The 24211-nt window shown below is 70.6% G+C and carries 23 protein-coding genes and 1 pseudogene; 18 read left to right on the plus strand and 6 right to left on the minus strand.

Annotated features, from left to right (window positions below; all coding sequences use genetic code 11):
* Positions 1–5 precede the first annotated feature (5 nt).
* Genes ACFYSH_RS12260 through ACFYSH_RS12270 form a run of 3 tightly spaced genes read right to left on the minus strand, consistent with a single transcriptional unit; the run spans position 6 to position 3296 of the window.
* Complete coding sequence (locus ACFYSH_RS12260) at positions 6–1535, minus strand: 3-hydroxyacyl-CoA dehydrogenase (protein WP_388752143.1); 1530 nt, start codon at positions 1533–1535, stop codon at positions 6–8.
* A 40-nt stretch (positions 1536–1575) separates the two neighbouring features.
* On the minus strand, positions 1576–2352 hold the full coding sequence (locus ACFYSH_RS12265; RefSeq protein ID WP_359468144.1) for a CoA-transferase: 777 nt from the start codon (positions 2350–2352) through the stop codon (positions 1576–1578).
* A 26-nt stretch (positions 2353–2378) separates the two neighbouring features.
* Positions 2379–3296 (minus strand): CoA-transferase, encoded by a 918-nt coding sequence (locus ACFYSH_RS12270; RefSeq protein ID WP_359468282.1) that lies wholly within the window; start codon positions 3294–3296, stop codon positions 2379–2381.
* Positions 3297–3451: 155 nt separating this feature from the next.
* Between ACFYSH_RS12270 and ACFYSH_RS12275 the strand changes: the two genes are divergently transcribed.
* The 5 genes and pseudogenes from ACFYSH_RS12275 to ACFYSH_RS12295 all read left to right on the plus strand — a co-directional run.
* Positions 3452–4342 carry a LysR family transcriptional regulator gene (locus ACFYSH_RS12275; RefSeq protein WP_359468141.1) on the plus strand — a complete coding sequence of 297 codons (891 nt, stop codon included), beginning with the start codon at positions 3452–3454 and terminating at the stop codon, positions 4340–4342.
* A 115-nt stretch (positions 4343–4457) separates the two neighbouring features.
* Positions 4458–5684, plus strand: a complete 1227-nt coding sequence (locus tag ACFYSH_RS12280) for an acetyl-CoA C-acetyltransferase (RefSeq protein WP_388752144.1) — start codon at positions 4458–4460, stop codon at positions 5682–5684.
* Between the two features lie 122 nt (positions 5685–5806).
* A complete protein-coding gene (locus ACFYSH_RS12285) occupies positions 5807–7150 on the plus strand; it encodes an MFS transporter (RefSeq protein ID WP_388752146.1) in 1344 nt (447 codons plus the stop codon).
* 31 nt (positions 7151–7181) lie between these two features.
* Positions 7182–7640: a MaoC family dehydratase gene (locus ACFYSH_RS12290; protein WP_359468135.1), complete on the plus strand. Its 459-nt coding sequence runs from the start codon at positions 7182–7184 to the stop codon at positions 7638–7640.
* A gap of 152 nt (positions 7641–7792) precedes the next feature.
* Positions 7793–7939, plus strand: a pseudogene (locus tag ACFYSH_RS12295) (dihydrodipicolinate synthase family protein); the annotation flags it as partial.
* Positions 7940–8002: 63 nt separating this feature from the next.
* On the opposite strand, the gene ACFYSH_RS12300 reads toward ACFYSH_RS12295, so the two are convergent.
* A complete protein-coding gene (locus ACFYSH_RS12300) occupies positions 8003–8821 on the minus strand; it encodes a chaplin (RefSeq protein WP_359468133.1) in 819 nt (272 codons plus the stop codon).
* Positions 8822–9292: 471 nt separating this feature from the next.
* On the opposite strand from ACFYSH_RS12300, the gene ACFYSH_RS12305 reads away from it, so the two are divergent.
* From ACFYSH_RS12305 to rsgA, 6 genes are all read left to right on the plus strand, one after another.
* Positions 9293–10024, plus strand: coding sequence for a hypothetical protein (locus tag ACFYSH_RS12305; RefSeq protein ID WP_388752149.1), 732 nt, complete (start codon positions 9293–9295; stop codon positions 10022–10024).
* A 596-nt stretch (positions 10025–10620) separates the two neighbouring features.
* Positions 10621–10890, plus strand: a complete 270-nt coding sequence (locus tag ACFYSH_RS12310; RefSeq protein ID WP_359468129.1) for a hypothetical protein — start codon at positions 10621–10623, stop codon at positions 10888–10890.
* A gap of 247 nt (positions 10891–11137) precedes the next feature.
* On the plus strand, positions 11138–11413 hold the full coding sequence (locus ACFYSH_RS12315) for a hypothetical protein (RefSeq protein WP_359468126.1): 276 nt from the start codon (positions 11138–11140) through the stop codon (positions 11411–11413).
* A 99-nt stretch (positions 11414–11512) separates the two neighbouring features.
* Positions 11513–11860 (plus strand): hypothetical protein, encoded by a 348-nt coding sequence (locus ACFYSH_RS12320; RefSeq protein ID WP_359468124.1) that lies wholly within the window; start codon positions 11513–11515, stop codon positions 11858–11860.
* Between the two features lie 489 nt (positions 11861–12349).
* Complete coding sequence (locus ACFYSH_RS12325) at positions 12350–12562, plus strand: hypothetical protein (protein ID WP_359468121.1); 213 nt, start codon at positions 12350–12352, stop codon at positions 12560–12562.
* Positions 12563–12782: 220 nt separating this feature from the next.
* The gene (gene rsgA, locus ACFYSH_RS12330; protein ID WP_359468118.1) at positions 12783–13937 is read left to right on the plus strand and encodes a ribosome small subunit-dependent GTPase A; all 1155 of its coding nucleotides are present in this window, start codon (positions 12783–12785) and stop codon (positions 13935–13937) included.
* Between the two features lie 55 nt (positions 13938–13992).
* On the opposite strand, the gene ACFYSH_RS12335 is transcribed toward rsgA, so the two are convergent.
* Together ACFYSH_RS12335 and ACFYSH_RS12340 are read right to left on the minus strand one after the other, a co-directional pair.
* Positions 13993–14475: a DUF456 domain-containing protein gene (locus tag ACFYSH_RS12335; protein WP_359468115.1), complete on the minus strand. Its 483-nt coding sequence runs from the start codon at positions 14473–14475 to the stop codon at positions 13993–13995.
* A gap of 80 nt (positions 14476–14555) precedes the next feature.
* On the minus strand, positions 14556–15542 hold the full coding sequence (locus ACFYSH_RS12340) for a helix-turn-helix domain-containing protein (RefSeq protein ID WP_388752152.1): 987 nt from the start codon (positions 15540–15542) through the stop codon (positions 14556–14558).
* A gap of 309 nt (positions 15543–15851) precedes the next feature.
* Between ACFYSH_RS12340 and ACFYSH_RS12345 the strand changes: the two genes are divergently transcribed.
* The 7 genes from ACFYSH_RS12345 to ACFYSH_RS12375 all read left to right on the plus strand — a co-directional run bounded on the left by ACFYSH_RS12345 (position 15852) and on the right by ACFYSH_RS12375 (position 24082).
* Positions 15852–17243, plus strand: coding sequence for a protein phosphatase 2C domain-containing protein (locus ACFYSH_RS12345; protein WP_388752154.1), 1392 nt, complete (start codon positions 15852–15854; stop codon positions 17241–17243).
* Between the two features lie 60 nt (positions 17244–17303).
* Entirely contained in the window at positions 17304–19046 is a 1743-nt protein-coding gene (locus tag ACFYSH_RS12350; protein ID WP_388752156.1) for a pyruvate dehydrogenase, read from the plus strand.
* 74 nt (positions 19047–19120) lie between these two features.
* Positions 19121–19894, plus strand: coding sequence for an AraC family transcriptional regulator (locus ACFYSH_RS12355; RefSeq protein WP_359468104.1), 774 nt, complete (start codon positions 19121–19123; stop codon positions 19892–19894).
* Between the two features lie 234 nt (positions 19895–20128).
* Complete coding sequence (locus ACFYSH_RS12360; protein WP_359468102.1) at positions 20129–21166, plus strand: iron-siderophore ABC transporter substrate-binding protein; 1038 nt, start codon at positions 20129–20131, stop codon at positions 21164–21166.
* The gene (locus ACFYSH_RS12365) at positions 21163–22206 is read left to right on the plus strand and encodes an iron ABC transporter permease (protein ID WP_359468100.1); all 1044 of its coding nucleotides are present in this window, start codon (positions 21163–21165) and stop codon (positions 22204–22206) included. The genes ACFYSH_RS12360 and ACFYSH_RS12365 overlap by 4 nt, the downstream gene beginning before the upstream one ends.
* Positions 22203–23255 (plus strand): iron ABC transporter permease, encoded by a 1053-nt coding sequence (locus tag ACFYSH_RS12370; RefSeq protein ID WP_359468097.1) that lies wholly within the window; start codon positions 22203–22205, stop codon positions 23253–23255. Before ACFYSH_RS12365 ends, ACFYSH_RS12370 begins: the two co-directional genes overlap by 4 nt.
* The gene (locus ACFYSH_RS12375) at positions 23252–24082 is read left to right on the plus strand and encodes an ABC transporter ATP-binding protein (protein WP_359468094.1); all 831 of its coding nucleotides are present in this window, start codon (positions 23252–23254) and stop codon (positions 24080–24082) included. Before ACFYSH_RS12370 ends, ACFYSH_RS12375 begins: the two co-directional genes overlap by 4 nt.
* Positions 24083–24211: the final 129 nt, after the last annotated feature.

Here is a 24211-nt window from a genome sequence, read left to right on the forward strand (position 1 = left end):
CGCTGCTACACGCAGTCGGCGGGCGAGGTCCCCGGGTCCGTCAGCGGCAGTCCCAGCTGGGCGCGCTCGGTGAGCCAGCGCGTCGGCCGGTGGCGGGGGTCGCCCGTCGTGGCGTGCAGGGCCCGCTGCAGTTCCAGCATCCGCGCGGCGCCGATCCGGTCACCCCAGGCCAGCGGACCCGCCGGGTAGCCGAGGCCCGTCGTCACGGCGAGGTCGATGTCCACCGGGGTGGCCAGGGCGCGCTCGGCGATCGACGTGGCGACGGACACCACCGAGGCCAGCAGCCGCTGGGCCACCGAACCCGCGGTGTCCCGCACCACGGACACCGCGTAGGGCTCCTCGCCGTCCGCCGCGCGGGTCAGGACCGCGCGGGCGTCCCGCGCGTCGGCCGGGTCGGCCGCGGGGGTGACCGCGAGGACCCGGCGGCGACCGGCCGGGGGCAGCGGGTCGACGCCGAAGGAGCGTGCGGCGGGCAGCCCCAGCGAGGCGACGGAGGACGCCACCGTCGTACCCCAGACCGGGACGAGCACCAGGGCGTCCCCGGTGGGCGCCGGGCCGCTCCCGACCGTGGCCCCGGCGGCGGTCAGCGCGGTCCGCAGTTCTTCGGCGCCCTCGCCACCCGCGACGAACACCGGCCGGTCCGCGTCACCGGTCACCGGCGGCTCCGGCGCGGGGGCGGACGCGTCGGGGCCGTACGTGAACCAGCCCTCCCCGGTCTTGCGACCGTGCAGGCCCGCGGTCACCCGGTTCGGCGTGAGGTAGGAGGGCCGGAGCCGGTCCTCGTGGCGGAACCCCTCCCAGATCGAGTCGATCACGGCGGCCGTGACGTCGAGCCCGGTGAGGTCCATCAGCTCGAACGGGCCCATCCGCAGCCCCAGGACGTCCCGGGCGATCCGGTCGATACCGGCAGGGTCCGCCACGGTCTCCTCGAGCAGCGCCAGCGCTTCGGTCACCAGCCCCCGCCCGGCGTGGTTGACCAGGAAACCGGGGGTGTCGGCGACGGTGACCGCGCGGTGGCCGCAGCTCTCGACCAGCGCGGTGAGAGCCGGCGGGACATCCCGCCGGGTGGCGGCACCCGGCACGACCTCGACGATCTTCATCAGCGGCACGGGGTTGAAGAAGTGCAGCCCCGCGAGCCGCCCCGGGTCCCGGAGCGAGGCGGCGATCCGGGTCACCGACAAGGACGAGGTGTTGGTCGCGAAGACCGCGGACTCCGGCAGCGCCTGCTCCAGCTTTCCGAAGACCTCGGCCTTGGTGTCCAGGTCCTCCCGTACGGCTTCGATGACCAGCCCGACCTCCGGGCCCTGCGCCCACGGGTCGTCCAGCGGCACCAGCCGCTCCACGGCCGCGGCCATGTCGTCGGCGGACATCCGGCCCTTGTGGACAGCGCGTTCCAGCATGGACCGTACGAAGTCCACGGCCGCCGTCACCGCCTCCGGCCGGACGTCGCACAGCTCGACGGTGTGTCCGCCCGCCGCCGCCCACTGGGCGATACCGCGGCCCATGGCGCCGGCGCCGACGATCCTGATACGCATGGCAGTTACGGTCCTCTCGGATGGGGATGCGGTAGTGCTCTCAGCGAAGATAGACGCGCCCGGGGTCGACGTCCTCCCGGAGGAGCCGCAGCTCCGCCCCGGTGGGCGGGGCCACGGTCCCGACCGTGTCGGACACCTTCAGGTCCCAGCCGGTCGCCTCCCGGACCTGCTCGACCGTGACACCCGGGTGGACCGCGATCAGCGTCAGCTCCTCACCGACCCCGGCCCGCGCCAGTATGCCCAGTTCGGTGATGACCCGGGTGACTCCCGCGCCCAGTGGCCGGATGCCCTCGGCGAGCGCCCGGTCCGGGCCCGGGGTGGTGCAGAAGTCCAGGGTCCCGGTGAAGGAGCGAAGGTCGTGACGGCGCATCACCACGAAGACCTCGTGCGAGTTGGCCATCACCTCGACGGCCCCGCCGGAACCGGGGAGCCGCACGGTGGGGCTCTCCCAGTCGCCGATGACGGAGGTGTTGAGGTTGCCCCATCGGTCGATCTGCGCGGCGCCCAGGAAGCCCACGTCGATGTGGCCGCCCTGGAGCACGCAGCCGAACAGCGCCGGCATCGACAACACGGCCTCCGCACCCGAGATGAGTACGGCGTCGGCGATGGTTTCCGGCAGATGCGACGGATGCGCCCCGCACACCCCGGACTCGTAGACCACCTCGATCTGCGGCGCCACCGTCAGCCGGGCCAGCTCGGTGGCGAGTGTCGGCAACCCGATGCCGGCGAACACCGTGCGCCGTGAGGCCAGTTCGCGGGAGGCGACGACGGAGAGCAGCTCGGACGAGGTGACGGTCCGCGGTGCGGTCGGGGTCATCTCGCGTCCCTTCTCCTGCGGCGCGTTCACATTCGCCGCCCGTAGTTCACCGGTTCGCTGAGCGCTTCGCCCACCGCGAGGCCGGCCCAGAAGTCCTCGCCCAGCTTGTCGACGTACTCGGCGTGGTCGGCCGTTGCGTACACCCACTCGTCCAGCCACGCCCGCAGCCGCTCCGGGTCCTTGCTGATGTGCGACCAGGCGCGGTAGAAGGCGTTGTCGCGGTCGTAGTAGCCCTGCGCGAAGGAGGGGTGCGCGCCGCGCGGGCAGACGACGACGGCGTCCACCGCGTGGGAGGGGACGAGCGTGCGGTTGGGGTCCGAGCGGACCACCTCGCCCCCGACGACCTCCTCGACGACCACGATCGCCTTGTCCGCCGCGTACACCGCCTCGGCCTGGATGCCGGTCAGCCCCCAGATCTGGGTGTTCCCCCGGCGGTCGGCCCGCTGGGCGTGGATGATCGTCACGTCCGGGTTCACGGGCGGCACGACGTAGATCTGCTCCTGCTCCCCGCCGGGTCCCGGGTACGGCGACGTCACCTTGCGCAGATCGCTGTTGACGGACGGCAGATCGCTGCCGCCGTAGCTGCGCAGCGGGTAGAACGGCAGCCGCTGGGAGCCTGCGAGGTAGCGGCAGACCATCCCGTAGTGGCTGTACTCCTCGAAGAACAGCGGGGCAGGGTCGGCGCGCTCGATCCTGCGCCGCAGCTCACCGAGCGAGCCGGCGGACGAGTTGCCCACGAAGGAGGAGACCAGTCGCGACACACAGCCCGCGGCGAGCATCTGGTCCACCACGATGTCGGCCGTCATCCGTACGACGGTGAGGTCCTTGCGGCCCTGGCGGATGATCTCGTGCCCGGCGGCCGTGGGGACGAGATGGGTGAACCCTTCGAGGCTGACGGTGGCCCCGTCGTGCACGAAGGCGGCCACGGCCTCCTTCATCGACATGACTTTTCCGGCCCCGTCGGCCGTATCCGTCCGCTCCACGGTGCTCCTCGGCGAGTGCGTGCTGGTCGCCCTCACCGTGTCAGTGGTCATTGATTGCTGTCCAATACCGAATTAAGGTCGCATCAAGACCGAGAGTTAATGAATGTGGAGACCTGATGGAACTGCGTCATCTGACCGCGTTCACCGCTGTCGCCGAGGAACTGCACTTCGGCCGCGCCGCCAAGCGCCTGCAGATGGCCCAGCCCCCGCTCAGCCAGCAGATCCGGCAGCTGGAGAAGGAGCTCGGTGTCCAACTCTTCGAGCGCAACACCCGTTCGGTGCGGCTCACCAGCGCGGGGGAGTCCTTCCTCGAACCCGTACGGACCGTGCTCGCCGACCTCGATCTCGCGGTACGGGCCGCCAAGGCCGCCGGGCGCGGGGAGTACGGCCGGGTCACCATCGGCTTCGCGGGGGCGTCCAGTCACGAGACGCTGCCCCTGCTGACCCGGGCCGTGCGCGCCGCCCACCCCGGGATCGAGCTGGTCATGAAGGGGCAGACCTATGCGAACGTCGCCCTGTCCCGGGTCGCCGACGGCTCCCTCGACCTGGGGTTCGTCCGGCTCCCGGTCACCCAGCCCGGGGTGGCCCACCGGGTGATCGACGAGGAGGAACTGCTCTGCGCGCTGCCCTCCGATCATCCGCTCGCCCGGCTGGAGAGCATCCCGATCGCGATCCTCACCGACGAACCCTTCGTCTCCTTCCCCGCGAACGCCGGCTCCACGGTGCGCGACGCTATGGTCCAGGTGTGCGAGGCCGCCGGTTTCAACCCGCGCGTGGTGCAGGAGGCCCCCGACTCGTACACGATCCTGGCCCTCGTCGCCGCGGGGGTGGGCGTCACGCTCACGGTCTCCTCCGTCCGCCACATCCAGCAGAACGGGCTGGTCTACCGGCCCCTCGCGGGGCCGCCCGTCCGGCGCCAGGCGGCACTGGCCTGGCGCACGGACAACCCCTCGGCCGCGCTGCGCGCGGTGCTCGCGGTCGCCGAGGAGGCCCTGCCGACCCCGTGAGCCCCGATTGAGACGCGTGGCGTCTTGAAAGGCGGGGAACTCGATATTGGACCGACTCAGTGGTCCAGTGCGAAGGTCGCCCCACACATTCGTACCCGCCGAAAGGTGTTCCGCCGTGCCCGACCGGACCGATGTCGTCATCTGCGAGCCGCTGCGCACCCCCATCGGGCGTTTCGGCGGCGCGTTCGCCCAGCAGACCCCGGCCGCGCTCGCCGCGCGCGTCATCGCCGAGGTCGTCGCCCGCACGGGGATCGACCCGGACCGGGTGGACGAGGTGATCCTCGGCCACGCCTATCCCTCGTCCGAGGCCCCGGCCATCGGCCGTGTCGCGGCCCTGGACGCCGGACTCCCCGAGACCGTCACCGGCGTCCAGACCGACCGCCGCTGCGGCTCCGGGCTGCAGGCCGTCCTCGACGCCGCCATGCAGATCCGGGCCGGCTTCAGCGAGGTCGTCATCGCGGGCGGTGTCGACGTCATGAGCGCCGCCCCCTACTACACGCACGACGGACGCTGGGGCATCAAGGGCCCCGGCCTCCAGCTCCACGACTCACTGGCCCGGGGTCGGGTCACCGCGGGCGGCGTCCACCACCCCGTACCCGGCGGCATGATCGAGACCGCCGAGAACCTGCGCCGCGCCTACGCGATCAGCCGCGCCGACCAGGACGCCCTCGCCCTGCGCTCCCAGGCCCGCGCCGCCCGCGCCGCGCGGGAGGGGCGCTACGACGCCGAGACCGTCCCCGTGACCGTGCGCACGAGGAAGGGCGAGACGGTCGTCACCGCCGACGAGCACCCCCGTCCCGACACGACCGCCGAACAGCTCGCCGCACTCCGGCCGATCATGGCCGAGAGCGACCCCGAGGCCACCGTCACCGCCGGCAACGCCAGCGGACAGAACGACGCGGCCGCGGCCTGCCTGGTCACCAACGCCGTCACCGCTGAACGGCTCGGGCTCACCCCGCTCGTCCGCCTGGTCTCCTTCGCCCGCGCGGGTGTCCCCGCCGCGACGATGGGCATCGGCCCCGTCCCGGCCACCCACGCGGCCCTCGGCCGCGCCGGTCTCACCCTCGCCGACCTCGACCTGATCGAGATCAACGAGGCCTTCGCCGCCCAGGTCCTCGCCTGCACCCGGAAGCTGGGGCTCGGCGAGAAGGACCACGAGCAGCGGATCAACGTCAACGGATCCGGCGTCTCGCTGGGTCACCCGGTGGGCGCCACCGGCGCCCGCATCCTGGCCACGCTGAGCCGGGAGATGCACCGCGGCGAGGCACGCTACGGCCTGGAGACCATGTGCATCGGCGGCGGCCAGGGCCTCGCCGCGGTGTTCGAGCGCATCACCGCCTGACCCCTCCCCACAGCCCCCTCCTCCTTCCGTCCCCCTCCACCACGCGACCCGGTGTGTCTCGGGCGACGCCCCGGCCAGCCGTGCCCCCATCCGCTTGTTCCACCATGTTCCCGGGAGCCACCATGAGTGCGACCACCGCCACCGCACGCGAGCGAACGAAAGCCGCCAACCGCGCGGGATTCGGAGCCTTCATCGGCTCCACCATCGAGTGGTTCGACTTCTACATCTACGGCACCGCGGCAGCGCTCGTCTTCGACAAGGTGTTCTTCCCCGAACTCGAAGGCCCCATAGGCACCCTGGTCGCCTTCGCCACCTTCTGGGTCGGCTTCCTCGCCCGCCCCATCGGCGGCATCGTCTTCGGCCACTACGGCGACCGGCTCGGCCGCAAGAAGACCCTCGTCATCACCCTGCTGATGATGGGCGTCTCGACCACCGCGATCGGTCTGCTGCCCGGCTACGCCTCCATCGGCATCGCCGCCCCGATCCTGCTGGTCTGCATCCGCATGATCCAGGGCATCGGCCTCGGCGGGGAGTGGGGCGGGTCCGTCCTCATCGCCTCCGAGCACGCGCCCAAGGGCAAGTCCGTGCTGTACGCGGCGTTCGCCCAGCAGGGCTCGCCCGTCGGCAACACCCTCTCCACCCTGAGCTTCCTCGCCATCAGCCAGTTGCCGGACGACGCCTTCGTATCCTGGGGCTGGCGGGTGCCCTTCCTCGCTTCCGCCGCACTCGTCATGGTCGGTCTGCTGGTCCGCCTGAAGGTCGCCGAATCCCCGGCCATGGCCAAGCTGATCGAGAAGAAGGAAGTGGTCAAGCTCCCGCTGACCGAGGTCCTGCGCAGCCACCCCATGCTGATCGTCCTCGGCATCGGCGCCTGCACCATCGGCCTGTCCGCGACCTACTTCAAGTCGACGTTCGCCCTGTCCTGGGCCACCACGTCCCTGGACTTCGACCGCAGTTCGTTCCTGACCATCATCCTCGTCGCCAACATCACCCAGATCATCGTCCAGCCCTTCGGCGCTCTCATCGCCACCCGGATGAAGAGCTGGTCCCGGGCGGTGACCGTGATGCTGGTCCCCGAACTGATCCTGATGCCGGTGATGTTCGTCCTCATCAGCACCGAGAACTACGGCCTCGCGATGCTCGGTGTCGCCGTCGCGACGATCCCGCACTGCCTCTACTACGCCGCTCTCGCCGGCATGCTCGCCAGCCGCTTCCCGGCCCATCTCCGCTACACCGGCATCTCGCTCTGCTACCAGCTCTGCGGCACCCTGCTCGGCGGGACGACCCCGATCGTCGGCCAGTTCCTGCTCAACCGGACCGGCTCCATCACCGCCGTCATCGCGTACGCCGTCTTCCAGGTGGCGCTGACCCTGGGCTGCATGCTCCTCCTGCTCAAGCGCCCGAACCACGACGAGCAGGCCGCCGAGCCGGTCATCACCTCCCGCTCCGCACCCGTCACCGCCTGACCGCCCGCACACGCAGAACGGAGTACGGCCCATGCCCCTGACCGTGCACGGCATCCCGGAGATCCTCACCCTCGGCGGGCGCGACCTCGGGCGCTCGGCGTGGAAGGAGGTCACCCAGGAGCTGATCGACACCTACGCGTACGTCTCGGGGGACCACCAGTGGATCCACACCGACCTCGAACGCGCCGCCGCCGGCCCGTACGGACGCACCATCGCCCACGGCTACATGGTGCTGAGCTGGGGCGTCCCGATGTTCGGTGAACTGCTCCAGGTGAGCGGCGTGGGCCGCGCGCTCAACTACGGGGTCGACCGGGTGCGCTACCCGGCGCCCGTCCCCGTCGGCAGCCGCGTCCGCCTGCACGCCTCCGTCATCGGGGTGAGCGAGGTCGCACGGGGCGGCGTACAGATGAAGAGGGGCTTCACCTTCGAGCTCGAAGGTTCCGAGAAGCCGGCCTGCGTCGCCGAGTCGCTGACGCACTTCTATCCCTGAGCCGGCCCTGCCCAGTCTTCGTACCGCCGAGGTCGAGGCCGATCACGGCGGTTCGTTCCGCCGACTGGCCATCGGGGCGCGGGACCTGCCGGGGTTCGCCGTCCGGAACCATCGGCGCCGCTCAGCATCATCGCGTCGACCACCAGCTCGTGGCCGGTCAGGACGCCTTCAAGACGTCGCTGATGCTGCGCGGCGTCATCGCGACCAATGTGATGAGCCCGCCGATGCGCCGCCTGGACGCCGCGGAGACGATCACGATCGCCGCGTACCTGGACCGGGCGGGCCTGTCCCGGGTGTAGTACGTACAGAGGGCCGCCCGGCAGTGCAAGCACTACCGGGCGGCCCTCTGTACGACGGCGGAACTAGTTGCGCGCTGCGCGGGTGCGGCGCATCAGCACCGCACCGCCCAGGAGCAGCGCTGCGGCCCCACCGGCGGCCAGGCCGATCTCGCCTGCACCGGTGTGCGCCAACTGCGCGACCGGGGCGTTCGGGGCGTTCGGCGCGGGAGCGCTGACCGACGGCTCGTCGGCCGGCGGCTCCTCGGCGGCGGCCGGGGGCTCGTCGACCTTCGGCTCGTCGGCAGGCGGCTCCACCGGGCCGCTCTCGTTGACGCACTCGTTGTCGGCAGCCACGTTGAGGAGAGCGATCAGGTTGACGCTGTTGCCGCAGACGTTGACGGGGATGTGCACCGGGGCCTGAACGACGTTGCCGGAAAGCACGCCGGGGGAGCCGGCGGCCACAGCCTCGGCGTTCGCCCCGCCGTAACCCTGGTAGACGTCGTCGCCGTAGGCGTCGGAGCTCGGGCCGGCGTGACCGCGGTCGCTCTCGCCGGACGTTTCCTCGGTCGCGCTGTCGTAGGCGTCCTCGCTGTGGATGCCGCGGTCCTCGCCCTGATGGTCGCTCTGCTCGGAGCCCTCATCGTGGTGGCCCTTGGCGGAGCCGATGTTCGCGCATTCGTTGCCGAAGGAGGGGTTCAGCAGTGCGGCCGCGTTGACGGTGTTGCCGCAGGCGTTGACCGGGATGTGCACCGGTACCTGGGCGACGTTGCCCGAGCCGACGCCCGGCGAATTGACGGCGGCACCCTCGGCCGAGGCGTCGGCGTGGGCATATCCGCCGACGGCGGTCAGGATGCCGGACGCCGCTGCCATGACGAACATGCTTTTGTTCAACACTTGACGCATTGAATGGGCCTTCCTCAACATTTCCGCGCGGGTGGTGCACCCGCAAGTGACGCCTGTGTGTGACGAGTGGTGCCGTTGCGTGTGAGGTCATGACCTCGGCGGACCGTCATCTCAAGTGCGCTGGACGACAGTCATAACGAGCGGGTGCCGCCGGGGAAACTCGGAAGACGTCGCAAATTTTGGATTCCCCCGTACGGGTTACGTGTAGGTGCTCCTGGTTGCCTGACAGGCCGGCGCCGTTCGACAGCCGGCCATGGACCTCCGCACACGAGTGCGGTCGGGGCCTCACAGTCGCCTATCACCCTTTCAGCGGCATTACCTGTCCGATTTCACCTCGTTCATTGATGTGGTACGTAGGGGCAAAGCCAGACTTTTGTACAGTCGCACCGTTCTTGCCCCACCAGTCCATTCGTGAAGGTTTGACGCACGCAAAAGAAAGGCATCTCCGTGTTCGGAAAGCGAACTGCCGTTGTGTCCCTGTCAGCCGTAGCACTGCTGGCGATCGGGGCGGCTTCGGCCCAGGCCGATGACGGCCCCAAGTTCGAGAACAACGGTCAAATCCTGTCCTGCTTCAGCCTGGAAGCCCTGCACATCCCGATCGCATCGACCTCCAGCAGCAAGATGGACTGCTCCACGAACTACGAGTGGAACACCCAGGCGAACACGAACACGACGGTCATCGACGCCGACGTGGCTCCCGCCGGGGCACCGGCCGCAGCTCCCGCCCAGGCTCCGGTCCAGGCTCCGGCTGCGGCTCCGGTCCAGGCTCCGGCTGCGGCTCCGGTCCAGGCGCCGGCCGCAGCTCCCGCCCAGGCTCCGGTCCAGGCTCCGGCTGCGGCTCCCGCCCAGGCTCCCGCCCAGGCTCCCGCCCAGGCTCCCGCCCAGGCTCCCGCCCAGGCTCCCGCCCAGGCTCCGGTCCAGGCGCCGGCTGCGGCTCCGGTCCAGGCCCCGGTCCAGGAGCAGGCCCCGGTCCAGGAGCAGGCTCCGTACCAGGCTCCGGTCGAGGAGCAGGCTCCGTACCAGGCCCCGGTCCAGGAGCAGGGTCCCGCCCAGGCTCCGGCCCCGGTCCAGGAGCAGGGTCCGATGTCGGCGCCCGTCGAGGCGCAGGCCGTTGTGCAGACGCCGCTGGAGGGGCAGGCTCCGGTAGGGGCGCAGGCCGCCCTCGCGGCGCCCGTGGAGCAGCTGGGCCTCGCGCAGTACTAGGAAGTACCCCGGCGGAGCGCTTCCGTAGGGTACTTACTTGTTCGTCGCACGCCGAATTCCAGGCGTCACCGTCGCAGCCGAAGGCCGCTGTCGTGCGAAGCGGTTGACTGTGCGCCACGTTCGGTTCGGAATTCGGGACCGTTCCCTGCAGGTCTTCTCGTACGGGGTGTCATTCGATAGTGATATCGAGTGCCTGGGCGACTCCAGGTACATGCCGCACGACGACTGCAGTGGGGAGCGGGAGAGGTCGCCAGGCCGACCTCGTGTCCAATCCGCCGCCGCCCCCGGGTTCCTCCCCCGGTGGCGGCGGCTTCTTTGTGTCGTACCTGTGAAGGCGGGTGGAGGGCGCCGTCGCCGACACGCCGGGCGACATCGCCCGAACGAGTGCATTCGCCCGGGGTGTCGGGCGCACCTCGAGTATCCGGAATCCTTGTCCCCCTTGGGGGAGTTGGCTTTGCATGGCGAGAGATCGTCAATGAATCGTCATCGCCTCAGTGCGTCGTGGTGATTTCGAGAACATTGCCCTCTAATATCTCGTAACTGTAAGAACGCGGCCAACAGCGGACCGTGTTTTACACGTCAAACGGAGAAAAGAAATGCGCAAGCTTCAGAAGGCTGCTGTCGTGGCGGCGATGCTCGGAAGCATCGGCTTCATCGGCGCCGGCACCGCCTCCGCCGGCGAGGGCCCGAGCTTCGACATCACGCAGAGCACCTCCTGCAAGTCGCACGACCTGAACATCGACATCCTCGGCAACGTCGGCATCCTGAACGGTGTGCTCGGCAACGCCCTGAACGGCGAGGGCAACCCCGGCGCTCAGAGCACCACCCAGGGTTCGTCGCAGGGCTGCAACAACTCCGCGTTCTGAGTTCCGGTCGGTAATCGACCGTAGATCGCAGTCGGCGGCGGGCTGTCCCTCGGGGGGCGGCCCGCCGTCTTGCTGTGCCGGCTGCGACCCGCCGGCGCGCATGGCGATGGGCGCTCGGCCGAATGGTGGTCTTCGCCCTGTTGTGCAGCGCGTCGTTTGGCGACGATGGGGCCCCTGTCGTAACGTCATCACCGTGAGTGCGCGCATCACTACGGTGCGTGCCCCTGAGAAAAGCGGAGAAGAAAAAATGCGCAAGCTTCAGAAGGCCGCCGTCGTCGTTGCGATGATGGGCAGCGTCGGGTTCATCGGTGCCGGCACCGCAGTCGCCGGTGGCGGCGAGGGCCCGGAGTTCGACATCACGCAGACGGCGTCCTGTGTCTCGCACGACCTGAACGTGGACGTTCTCGGCAACGTCGGTGTCCTCAACGGCCTGGCCGGCAACCTCCTCAACGGCGAGGGCAACCCCGGTGCCCAGGCCACCGACCAGGGTTCGACCCAGGGCTGCGACAACTCCGCGTTCTGAGCACCCGGTAGTCGAGTAAGCACCTGAGAGCGGGTCCCGGTTTCCGAGCCAAGCGCCCGGAAGCCGGGCCCGTTTTCTTATCCTGGAGGAACACAGCACATGTTCGGTCGGAAGAAGATCGCGGTCGCCTCGATGCTCATGGGCGGCCTTGCCCTGACGGGGCTGGGTGTCACCCAGGCGTACGCCGGACCGCCTCAGGGCGACTGTTCCACGGACGCGCACGGCAATCTCGTCTGCGTCCAGAAGAGCGAGTCCTCCTACACCAGCGAGGACGGTACTTACCACCTTTCGCAGAAGCAGGACTGCACGACGGTCAGCAGGGAGACGGTCTACCAGCCCGGTGTCAGCGTGGGCCAGGGCGGGACGACGGAGGTCGGCCCGACCGTGGGCTGCTCCAACTCGGCGCCCGCTCCGGAGGGGTTCGTCGCCCCCACCGTCGGGCGCTGAGCCCGGCAACCGGCCCCGGCCCTGGTGGCCATGCTGTGGCCCCCGGGCCTGAGACCCAGCACGTATGAACAGACGGATGGCCGAGACCCGAGCGAACCGGGTCTCGGCCATCCGTCTGTTCATACGTGCTCAACGGGCCCTCACAGGGCGGCCGCCGGCCCCCAGGGTTCGGTGCGGGCACGACGGGCCGTCGCACCGCGGCCCCGGCGATCCGGCATCGTCGCAGTACGGCGGGCCGGTCACCGGCCGGTGCGTGCAGAACCTGATGACCAGGTCGGAGACGTCCTCCGTGCTGATGTCGGAAGGCATGGGGCCGCCAGGGGAGTGGGGGCGATCGAGGTTGCACTCCACGATCCTCCCCTCACCCCCGAATCGTGACGACCCGGCCTCAGCAGGCGTGTCGTCCTTCGGGCCGACCGGCCGAGCGCACGTTGAGCCGGTTGACGCAACGTGGGCTACGTATCACGGCACCGCGGGTAGGGCATCCCCATGGACCAGTACGACAGCCGCAGACCGTCGTGGCGCACCGATTCCGATACGCCTGTCTACGATCGCCTGCTCGCCGAATGGCAAGAGGCCGCAGAGGCCGCGAGGCGCACCGAACGGGCATCCGCCTCGCCCACGGGGTCCGACCCGCTCCTCGCAAACATCCTGGTGCCCGGTGCCCGGGCCTCGGTCGAAGGCATGGGCGACGGGACGTAGTCGCGTCGGCAAAAAGCCGTTGACGCCGCCCGGCCACCTCCCGCTAGGGTGTGCCGAGTCAGGAAACAGGAGGTGAGGACATTGATGACTGTCGTTGCGGTGGGCGCTGCCCACAACCCGAAGAGCATCGTTCCCACTCCTGTGGCCGCCGGCTGACCATGAAGTGTTTTCTCCGCGTCTTAGCGCGCGGTGCCGGGGCCGCCCTTGTGAAGGGTTTCCCTTGTCTTTCTCCATTTCTCAGGCTTTCACCCCGTCGCACCCGCTGGCCCCGTACGGCTGGGACGACGCGTGGGCCGACGCCTACGCCCCGTACGCCGCGCAGGGACTCCTGCCGGGACGCGTGGTGCGGGTGGACCGCGGTCAGTGCGACGTGGTCACCCCGGACGGCACTCTCCGGGCGGACACCGCGTTCGTGGTGCCTCGCGACCCGATGCGGATCGTCTGCACCGGCGACTGGGTGGCCGTCGACCCCGACGGCGACCCGCAGTTCGTCCGTAGCCTTCTGCCCCGCCGTACCGCCTTCGTGCGCTCGACGTCCTCGCAGCGCTCCGAAGGGCAGGTGCTCGCCACCAACATCGATCACATCGTCATCTGTGTCTCGCTCGCCGTCGAGCTCGACCTCGGACGGCTGGAACGGTTCCTGGCGCTTGCCATGTCCAGCACCGACGGTGCCGCTCTGCTCGGGGAGGGGGCCCGCTCGGTGGCGTACGAGGTGAACCCGCTCGTGCTGCTCACCAAGGCCGACCTCGTGCCGGACGCCACCACGCTGTCCCACCTCGTCGCGGACATCGAGGGCATCGCCCCCGGGGTGCAGGTGCTTCCTGTCAGCTCCGCCACGGGGGAGGGCATCGATGTGTTCGGCGCGATCGTCGCCGGCGGTACGAGCGTGCTGCTCGGGACCTCCGGGGCCGGTAAGTCGACGCTCGCCAACGCACTGCTCGGCGAGGACGTGATGGACGTGCAGGCGGCGCGGGAGGTGGACGGCAAGGGCCGTCACACCACCACGACGCGCAATCTCCTGGTGCTGCCGGCCGGTGGTGTCCTGATCGACACCCCCGGGCTGCGGGGTGTCGGTCTCTGGGACGCGGAGGCCGGAGTCGGCCAGGTCTTCTCCGAGATCGAGGACCTGGCACGGCAGTGCCGCTTCCACGACTGCGCCCACGAGGCCGAGCCCGGCTGCGCGGTGCTCGGCGCGATCCAGGACGGGTCCCTGCCTGAGCGGCGTCTCGACAGCTACCGCAAGCTGCTCCGGGAGAACCACCGCATCGCGGCGAAGACGGACGCCCGGCTGCGCACCGAGACCCTGCGCGAATGGAAGCGCAGGAGCGCGGAGGGCCGGGCGGCCATGGCGATGAAGCGGGGCAGGACGCGTTAGCGGAACGGGCCTGAGGTGTCCGGGCGGTTGCCGCCGCCCGGACACCCCGCGGTCATCAGCCCCAGATGACGGCGCCCAGCCACGCCCCGACCGCCAGAAGACAGCAGAAGAGCTCCAGGAGCACCGAGTACCCCGTCGCCCGCATCACGGATCTGAGCGACGTCCAGCCGGCCGCCCTGCTGCCGAGGCGCATGCGCTCGACGCCGTAGACCGCGCCGACATATCCCAGGACGGCGCCCACCACCGGGATCACGAAGAAACCGGCGATGGCCGCGATGCCCCCGGCCATCAGTGTCCTGCGCGGCGCCCCCGACTCGTGTGGGCGCCGGGAGGGCAGCAGCGCCTTCAGCGCCTGGTTCAGCAGCAGCAGACACGTCGCACCGATCAGCACGCCCCAGGCGACCGGGGTCGGGTCCGTCAGCGCCCACCACAACACCGCGGCCCAGACGATCGCCTGCCCGGGCACGCCCGGCACCAGCACGCCGATCAGGCCGAGCAGCATCACCGCTCCGACGGCAACGAGCTGCCACACACTCATTCGACCAGCGTGCCGGAGGACGCCGGGTCCCGCGCGTCAGCGGGCCCCGGCCCCCGGCCGGGAGCAGCGGGCCGGGGCGGTCAACGTGGGGCGCGGGCCACCCAGCCGCGTTCGTAGGCGTGCCAGCCCAGCTGCAGCCGGGTCGAGACCCCGGTGAGTTCCATGAGCCCCTTCACCCGCCGCTGCACCGTCCGCAGACCCAGGTCCAGCTGCTTCGCCACACTGGCGTCCGTCAGACCGGCCAGCAGCAGCGAGAGGATCTCCAGGTCGGTCGGATCCGCACCTGGACCGTTCTCCTCGCTGATTCCGCTCACGCCGAGCCGCAGCGGCATCGCATCGCGCCACACCGCCTCGAAGAGGCCCGTCAGTGACTCCAGCAGCCCACTGGCGTGGATGACCAAGGCGGCCGGTTCGGCCCCCCGGCCGGTCAGCGGCACCATGGCCAGCGCGGCGTCGGCGAGCACCAGTTTCGTCGGTACGCGGTCGACCACCCGGCACTGCTCGTCACGGCCCAGCGCCGCCGACAGCTCAACGATCCCGGACGGCAGCGAGAGCACGTCCCGCTCGACGACCACGCGGTAGGTCACCCCACGCATCGTCGCCCGCTCCTCGGACTCGTTCTCCATCCCGGTCACCGCGATCGGCTTCCCCGTGACCAGAGCACAGACCTCGGACGTGGCGCCCAGCTGCAACTGGTGGAACCGGTGGGCCACCGCGCTCGCGCCCGTGACCACCTCCACCAGGTCGTGCACCACGGGTTCGGCTGCCTCCGCCCGGTACTCCTCGGTGAGGAGGACGGACGCCAGCTCCGCCTGTTCGAGCTCATGGCGTTGCTGGGTGAGCAGCGCGCCCAGCGCGACGCCGGGCGGCGCGGCGACCCAGCGGTCCGCCCGCGACGACGACTGGGCCACGAGCCCTTGCTGTTCCAGGAGCCGCAGCGCGCGTTCCGTGTCCGCCTCCGGCAGCGTCAGCCGGCGCGCGAGATCGGGGAGTTCCGCGGCTCCCGCGGCGACCAGTGCCCGGTAGACCGCTTCCTGTCTCTCGTCGAGACCTATCGCTGACAGCATCCTCGGCCCTCCCCGGATCGGTGCTCGCGCGTTCCCACGCTCATCAGGCGGGGTGCGCCATGGCGAGAAACAGCCACGGCGTAAACCCGCCGGGCCCATCATGCCCCGTAGCACCCGTCTCTCTGACAATCTGGCGCCACCGCAGCGACGATCGCCCCACGGGCGGTGGGCTGAACACATGGACCGGCCCGCCGGACGACCTTCCCGTGGGGGGTGGGGACGTCCGGCGGGTCTTCTTGCCGTGCCACTTCCGGGCCACTTTTCGCGGATGAGCCGTTTCGCGCGCTCTGAGCGGTCGACACTATGGGCATGAGCCAGCACGGGGAGAAGCCCGCCGCCCACGAGGACGAGTGGTGGCGCAGGCTGTACGACGAGACCGCGCCGGACACCGGGCCGAGCGGTGTGGCCGACAGTCTCGACGACCGCTTCGACTCGGCGTCGGACGCCGTGGGCGGCACGGACACGGACCACACGAGGCGCGAGGACCACGCGGTCACGGTGGTGCCGCTGCCCGACCCGCGCTCGCCTGGTACGGACCGTGCGCCGGAGCCGCCGAATCCTCCCACACCAGAACCACCACACGCCGCGCCGGAGCAGGCCCATCCGCGTACCACCCTGGCCGGGCGGGCACCCTGGGAGGCCCCTGCCGGGCCCTCACGGCCGCACACCTTCGCCGCGCGGCCGCCGGCCGTGCCCCCGGCTCCCGAGCCACCCGCCGTACCGCGACCCCCGGCAGTGCCCGAGCCGTCGGCACGCCTTGCCGTGGGCCACGTCGGAGACCGGCCCCCCGCCTACGACGCCGAGCCCGCCGCACTGCCCCTGACCGACCTCGACGACCTCGACGACCTCGTCCCCGACACGGTCCTCGACGGCGCGAGGTACGGGGCGTTCACCCTGCGGGCGGCGTCCGTGCGCGGGGACTCGGCGCGCTCGCGGGGTGAGCGCCGCCGCGACGCCCTGCTCACCGCGCGCTTCGGTACCGGGGACGGCGCCCTCGTCCTGGTCGCGGTGGCGGGCGGCGCCCGGGATGCGGGACGCGCCCGCCCCGCCGCCGACGCCTGTCGCTGGATCGGCGGATCCGTCGCCCGCAGCCACGCCCGGCTCTCCGACGACATAAGGGCGGGGCGCAGGGACGACCTGAAATCAGGCCTGCACCGCCTCACCGACCGCACCTACGGCAAGCTGCGCGCCCGCGCCGCCGAGCTCGGCCTCGAACCCTCCGCGTACACCGCCGACCTGCGCTGTCTGCTGCTGTCCGCCGACCCGGAATGCCGTACCCGGGTCTTCTTCGGCATCGGACCGGGCGGCCTCTTCCGTCTCCGCGACGGAGCGTGGCAGGACCTCGACCCCGTACTCCCCGTTTCCCGCGGGGCGGCGAGCGAGGAGGGGCCCGGCGGGGACCGGCTGACGATGGACCTGCAGATCACCACGCGCCCGTCCCCCTACGCCGAGGGCCCGCCGCCGGCGTCCGCGGAGCCCTTCCGCTTCCGTGCCTCCGTCGCCCGGCCCGGGGACACGCTGCTGCTCTGCGCCAACGGCCTGGCCGAGCCGATGCGCGGAATGCCGGCGCTCGCCGACGAGCTGGCGCGGCGCTGGTCCGCGGACGGTCCACCCGGTCTGCCCGCCTATCTTGCCGACACCCTGCTCAGGACCGCGGGGTACGCCGACGACCGTACGAGCGCGGCGGTCTGGGAGGCGTAACCGTGCACGCCGTGGGTTGATGGAGACACGGACAGCCGGAGGCGGAGAGGGTGCACACCCATGGCCAAGCAGAACGTGTCGGAACAGTTCGTCGACATCCTCGTACGGGCGGGGGTCAAGCGGCTGTACGGCGTCGTCGGCGACAGCCTCAACCCCGTGGTGGACGCCATCCGGCGTAACGCCGCCATCGAGTGGGTCCAGGTCAGGCACGAGGAGAGCGCCGCGTTCGCGGCCGGTGCCGAGGCGCAGATCACCGGAACCCTCGCCGCCTGCGCCGGGTCGTGCGGGCCGGGTAACCTCCACCTCATCAACGGCCTCTACGACGCCCACCGCTCGATGGCGCCGGTGCTCGCCCTCGCCTCCCACATCCCGTCGAGCGAGATCGGCCTCGGCTACTTCCAGGAGACCCATCCGGAGCTGCTCTTCCAGGAGTGCAGCCACTACAACGAGATGATCTCCAATCCGCAGCAGATGCCGCGGCTGCTCCAGACGGCCATCCAGCACGCGATCGGCCGCGGTGGCGTCAGCGTCGTCTCGATGCCCGGCGACATCGCTTCCCAGCAGGCACCCGAGAAGTCGATCGAGCACGCCCTGGTCACCTCGCGGCCCTCGGTGAAGCCCGGTGACGCGGAGATCGACACACTCTGCCGCATGATCGACAAGGCCAAGCGCGTGACGCTGTTCTGCGGAAGCGGGACGGCGGGCGCGCACGCCGAGGTCATGGAGTTCGCCGAGCGCGTGAAGGCCCCGGTCGGCCACGCGCTGCGCGGCAAGGAATGGATCCAGTACGACAACCCGTACGACGTGGGCATGAGCGGACTGCTCGGCTACGGAGCCGCCTACGAGGCCACCAACGAGTGCGACCTGCTGATCCTGCTGGGCACCGACTTCCCCTACAACGCGTTCCTGCCGACCGACGTGAAGATCGTCCAGGTCGATGTGCGCCCCGAGCACCTGGGCCGGCGGTCCAAGCTCGACCTGGCTGTCTGGGGCGATGTGCGGGAGACCCTGCGGGCCCTGACCCCGCGCGTGAAGGTCAAGACCGACCGGAAGTTCCTCGACCGGATGCTGAAGAAGCACGCCGACGCGCTCGAGGGCGTGGTCAAGGCGTACACCCGCAAGGTCGACAAGCACGTCCCGATCCATCCCGAGTACGTCGCCTCGGTCCTCGACGAACTCGCCGACGACGACGCCGTGTTCACGGTCGACACCGGCATGTGCAACGTGTGGGCGGCCCGCTACCTCACGCCCAACGGCAGGCGCAGGGTGATCGGTTCGTTCAGTCACGGCTCGATGGCGAACGCGCTGCCGCAGGCGATCGGCGCGCAGTTCACCGACCGCAGCCGGCAGGTCGTGTCGATGTCCGGCGACGGCGGCTTCACCATGCTGATGGGTGACTTCCTCACGCTCGTCCAGTACGACCTGCCGGTGAAGGTCGTCCTGTTCAACAACTCCTCGCTCGGGATGGTCGAGCTGGAGATGCTGGTCGCGGGACTGCCTTCGTTCGGTACGACCAACAAGAATCCCGACTTCGCGGCCATCGCGCGTGCCGCGGGAGCCTACGGGGTGCGGGTGGAGAAGCCCAAGCAGCTGGAGGGTGCGCTCAAGGACGCCTTCAAGCACAAGGGGCCCGCGCTCGTCGACGTGGTCACCGACCCGAACGCCCTCTCCATCCCGCCGAAGATCAGCGCAGACATGGTCACCGGCTTCGCGCTCTCCGCCAGCAAGATCGTCCTGGACGGCGGGGTCGGGCGGATGCTCCAGATGGCCCGCTCCAATCTCCGTAACGTGCCGCGGCCCTGAGCGGGCCGAGCGGGCCGGCGCCGGGCGGTGGGGGGCGGGAGGGCCCGGCTCGGTGGTCTCGATAATGTGAGGCCATGACCAGGGAGACCCGCACCGTGCCGGAGCAGGACGCGGGCGCGGTGCGGTCCTCTTTCGTCATCCACGGCTACGAAGAGACCGTCGCGCACGACACCAGTTGGAACGCCCACGCCCACCCCTGGGACGAACTCTTGTGGAACGAGCGGGGCGCCTCCATGGCCGTGGTCGGTGCGCGGGCATGGACGATCACCCCGACCCTGGGTCTGTGGATGCCCGCGGGCACCATGCATTCCGCTTCGGCGGTCGCCGGGACGTGGTACCGGGCGACCTTCTTCGGCAGCGCCACCACGCCCTCACTCTCCGACGTGCCCGTGGCCGTCGAGATCACACCGCTGCTCCGCCTGCTCCTGGAACGGCTCGGCGATGCCACCCTCGGGCCCGGTTCCCAGGCGGCCACCGAGGCGATGGTGCTCGACGTGCTCACTCCGTCCTCCAGGGAACTGCTGGTCCACGCTCCGACATCCCCGCTGTTGCGCCCGATCGCCGACGCCGTGCGCGACAACCCCGGCGACCAGCGGACGTTGTCCCAGTGGGCCGCCGAGCTGGGCGTGAGTGCCCGGACGGTCACCCGCGCCTTCAACACCGAGACCGGCACCAGCTTCGCGCGCTGGGTCGCCGGGGTCAGGGCGCAGCACGCGGTCGGACTCCTCACCCGGGGCTGGGAGGTGGAGGTCGTAGCGGAGGAGGTCGGCTACCGCTCGGTGAGTGCCTTCGGCGCGGCCTTCCGGCGTACGACGGGGCTGACCCCCGGAGCGTTCAGGGCCCGCTGAGCCCCACTCGGCAACCGTTGGATCCAGCCGTCATGGCGCTCCCTCGATGTCCCGATCGCTACAACGGGTGTCTGCAATGGGTGATTGCGACATTCCTGCGACTTTCATAAGGTCAAATACAAGCCAAGGCTTACCTAAGTTGCTTGTGTGTCTCCGGTGTCGCTCCTTGCCCGATTTTCGGGCGAAGCATTCGAACAAGCCGGAATCACCCTCCCTGAACTGGAGTACGGATCCATGCGTCCACACCGCCTTCGTACAGTCGCCGTCGCGGCTGCCCTGCTGGTGGGCCTCACGGCCTGCGGCGGGGAGTCAGGGTCCGAGAAGGACGAGAGCGGCAAGGCCGGTTCGGAGGCGTTCCCGGTCACGATCGAGCACGCACTGGGCAAGACCACGATCCCGTCCGAGCCCGAGCGCGTCGCCACGGTGAACTGGGCCAACCACGAGGTGCCGCTGGCTCTCGGTGTCGTGCCCGTCGGCATGGCCGCCGCGAACTTCGGTGACGACGACGGCGACGGCGTCCTGCCCTGGGTCGCGGACAAGCTGAAGGAGCTGGACGCCAAGACCCCGGTCCTCTTCGACGAGACCGACGGCATCGACTTCGAAGCCGTGGCCGACACGAAGCCGGACGTCATCCTCGCCTCGTACTCCGGGCTGACCCAGCAGGACTACGACACACTGAGCGACATCGCTCCCGTGGTGGCGTACCCGGAGGCGGCGTGGGCCACTCCGTGGCGTGAGATCATCCAGCTCAACAGCAAGGCGATCGGCCTCGCCGACGAGGGCGAGAAGCTGATCGACGAGGTCGAGGGCGACATCAGGAAGACCGTCGCCAAGTACCCCCAGCTGACGGGCAAGTCGGCGATGTTCATGACGCACATCGACCCCAACGACGTGAGCGAGGTCGGCTTCTACACGGCTCACGACACCCGCGCCCAGTTCTTCGAGGACCTCGGTCTGACGACTCCGGGCAGCATCGCCGAGGCATCCGCGGGCAACAAGAAGTTCTCGCTCACCAAGAGCGCGGAGCAGATCGACGCCTTCGACGACGTCGACATCATCACCGGATACGGCGACGACAAGGGTGAGCTGCTGCAGACCCTGAAGAAGGACCCGCTGCTCTCGAAGATCCCCGCCGTCGAGCGCGGCTCGGTCTACCTCCTGCCGGGCAGCGCCCCGCTGGCGACCGCCGCGAACCCGACGCCGCTGTCGATCTCCTGGGTGCTGGAGGAGTACGTGGCCGAGCTCGCCAAGGCCGCGGACAAGGTCAAGTGACCACGGTCGACACCCGACGGCCCCCGGACGCCGCCCTGGTGCGGCGTCCGGCGCGTGTCCGGCTCCTGTGGCTCGCGGTCACCCTGCTCGTACTGGCGGCGGTGATGGTGCTGTCGGTCGCCGTCGGGTCGCGCACCGTCGCCTGGTCCGACGTCTGGAGCGCACTCGGCGGAGCGGACGGGACGCTGGAACAGGCCGCCGTCACCAAGCGGATCCCCCGCACCCTGCTGGCCGTGGTGATCGGCGCGGCGCTCGGCCTGGCCGGCGGAGTCATGCAGGGCGTGACCCGCAACCCCCTGGCCGACCCGGGCATCCTCGGCGTCAACATGGGAGCGTCGCTGGCCGTGGTCACGGGGGTCGCGTTCTTCGGGCTCACCTCGCCGACCGGGTACGTGTGGGTCGCCATGGTCGGAGCGGCACTCTCGGCCGTGTTCGTCTACACCGTCGGCTCCCTGGGGCGTGGCGGCGCCACCCCGCTCAAGCTCGCCCTCGCGGGAGCCGCGACCTCCGCCGCCTTCGCGTCCCTGGTGACCGCTGTCGTCCTGCCCCGCAACGACATCTCCGGGGCCTTCCGGCTCTGGCAGATCGGCGGGGTCGGCGGCGCGTCCTACGAGCGCATCGGCCATGTACTGCCCTTCCTGGGGGCCGGCTTCCTGATCTGCCTGCTCTCCGCGCGGGCGCTGAACTCGCTGGCCCTGGGCGACGAACTCGCCGCCGGGCTCGGTGAGCGGGTCTGGGTGGCCCGCGCCACAGCGGCGGTCGGCGCCGTCGTCCTGTGCGGCGCCGCGACCGCGGCCGCCGGACCGATCGGCTTCGTCGGACTCGTCGTCCCGCACGCGTGCCGGATGATGGCCGGCGTCGACCACCGCTGGCTGCTGCCGCTCTCCGCGGTGACCGGAGCCGTGCTGCTGACCGCCGCCGACGTCGTCGGACGGATCGTGGCACGGCCCTCGGAGGTCGACGTGGGCATCGTGACGGCGCTGATCGGCGCCCCGTTCTTCATCTACACCGTCCGCCGTCAGAAAGTGCGTGCCCTGTGAGCGCCCCCGCCGTCGCCCGGCCGTCCGTCCTTCGCGAGGTCACCCGCGGACGGGTCCGGAACGCCTCCCGCCGGCGCCTGATCGCGCTGGTCCTCGCTCTGCTCGTCGTCGCCGCGTTCGCGGTGACGCTGATGGCGGGACAGACCTTCTATCCTCCGCGTGACGTGGCCCGGGTGGTCCTCGGGGAGCAGGTCCCCGGGGCTTCGTTCACCGTGGGGCGGCTCCGGCTGCCGCGCGCGGTGCTCGCCGTGATCGCCGGATTCAGCTTCGGGATGGCCGGCGTCACCTTCCAGACGATGCTGCGCAACCCTCTCGCCAGTCCGGACGTCATCGGCATCAGCGCGGGGGCGAGCGCGGCCGCCGCCGTCGCGATCGTGACGCTCTCGCTCGACGAGACACAGGTGTCGGCCCTCGCGATCGTCGCCGCTCTCGTCGTCGCGCTGTTGGTGTACACCCTGGCGTTCCGCGACGGCGTCGTCGGCACGCGCCTCATCCTGATCGGCATCGGGATCTCCGCGATGCTCGACAGCATCACCTCCTACGTCCTGTCGCGGGCCGCCGAGTGGGACCTCCAGGAGGCCACACGCTGGCTGACCGGCAGCCTCAACGGGGTGAGCTGGGACCAGACGGTGCCCGCCCTGGTGGCGCTCCTCGTGCTGGCTCCCGTCCTGCTGTCGCAGGGCCGCAGCCTGTCCGCCCTGCAGCTCGGTGACGACACCGCCTCGGCCCTCGGGGTACGCGTCGAACGCACCCGGATCACCGTCATCGTCGCAGCCGTGGGCCTGATCGCCTTCGCGACGGCCGCCGCGGGCCCCATCGCCTTCGTGGCCTTCCTGTCCGGTCCGATCGCGGCCCGGCTGGTCGGCGCGGGAGGTTCCCTCCTGGTGCCCGCCGGGCTGGTCGGCGCGCTCCTGGTCCTCGTCGCCGACTTCGCGGGGCAGTTCGCCTTCGACACCCGCTACCCGGTCGGCGTCGTCACCGGGGTGCTCGGCGCGCCGTATCTCGTCTACCTGATTGTCCGCACCCATCGGGCTGGAGGCTCGATATGACCACGTCCCACTCCCTGACCGCCGAGCGCTTGACGCTCGGCTACGGCGACCGCGTCGTCGTCGACTCCCTCGACCTCACGGTGCCACCCGGCAAGGTCACCGTGATCGTCGGGGCCAACGCCTGCGGGAAGTCGACGCTGCTGCGCTCGATGTCCCGGCTGCTGGCGCCCCGCGGGGGACAGGTGCTCCTGGACGGCAGGCAGGTGCACCGCATGCCGGCCAAGGAACTCGCCCGCACGCTGGGCTTGTTGCCGCAGTCGCCCATCGCTCCGGAGGGCATCACGGTGCTGGACCTGGTGGGCCGCGGGCGCCATCCTCACCAGGGTGTCTTCACCCGCTGGAGCGAGAAGGACGACGCCGCCGTGGCCTCCGCGCTGGAGGCCACGCAGACCACGGAACTCGCCGACCGCTCGGTGGACGAACTGTCCGGCGGCCAGCGTCAACGGGTCTGGATCGCCATGGCGCTGGCCCAGCAGACCGATCTGCTGCTGCTCGACGAGCCCACCACGTTCCTCGACGCCAGTCATCAGATCGAGGTGCTGGACCTGCTGACCGACCTCAACAGGGCCCGGGGAACGACCGTCGTGATGGTCCTGCACGACCTCAATCTGGCGGCCCGGTACGCCGATCACCTCATCGCCCTCGCCGAGGGGCGGATCCACGCCGCCGGTTCCCCGGCCGAGGTGCTGACGGAGGAAACGGTCGGGACGGTGTTCGGCCTCGAGAGCCGGATCATCGAGGACCCCGTGTCCGGCAAGCCCCTGATGCTGCCCATCGGGCGGCACCATGTCCGGGCGGAGGCCGGTGCGGGCTCCCAGCAGGCGTAGCGCCCCGGGCCTCGGCCGGTTCCCGCTCGACGCGCGCGCGGTCGTGTGGTGCGGGCGGGGAGCAGCCGGTCCAGCCTGCGGACGGGCTCCTCGTGGCCCAGCGCGCGGGCCACGTGGGCGTGGTCGGGC

Source organism: Streptomyces sp. NPDC005791 (assembly GCF_042871485.1).
Classification (GTDB): domain Bacteria; phylum Actinomycetota; class Actinomycetes; order Streptomycetales; family Streptomycetaceae; genus Streptomyces.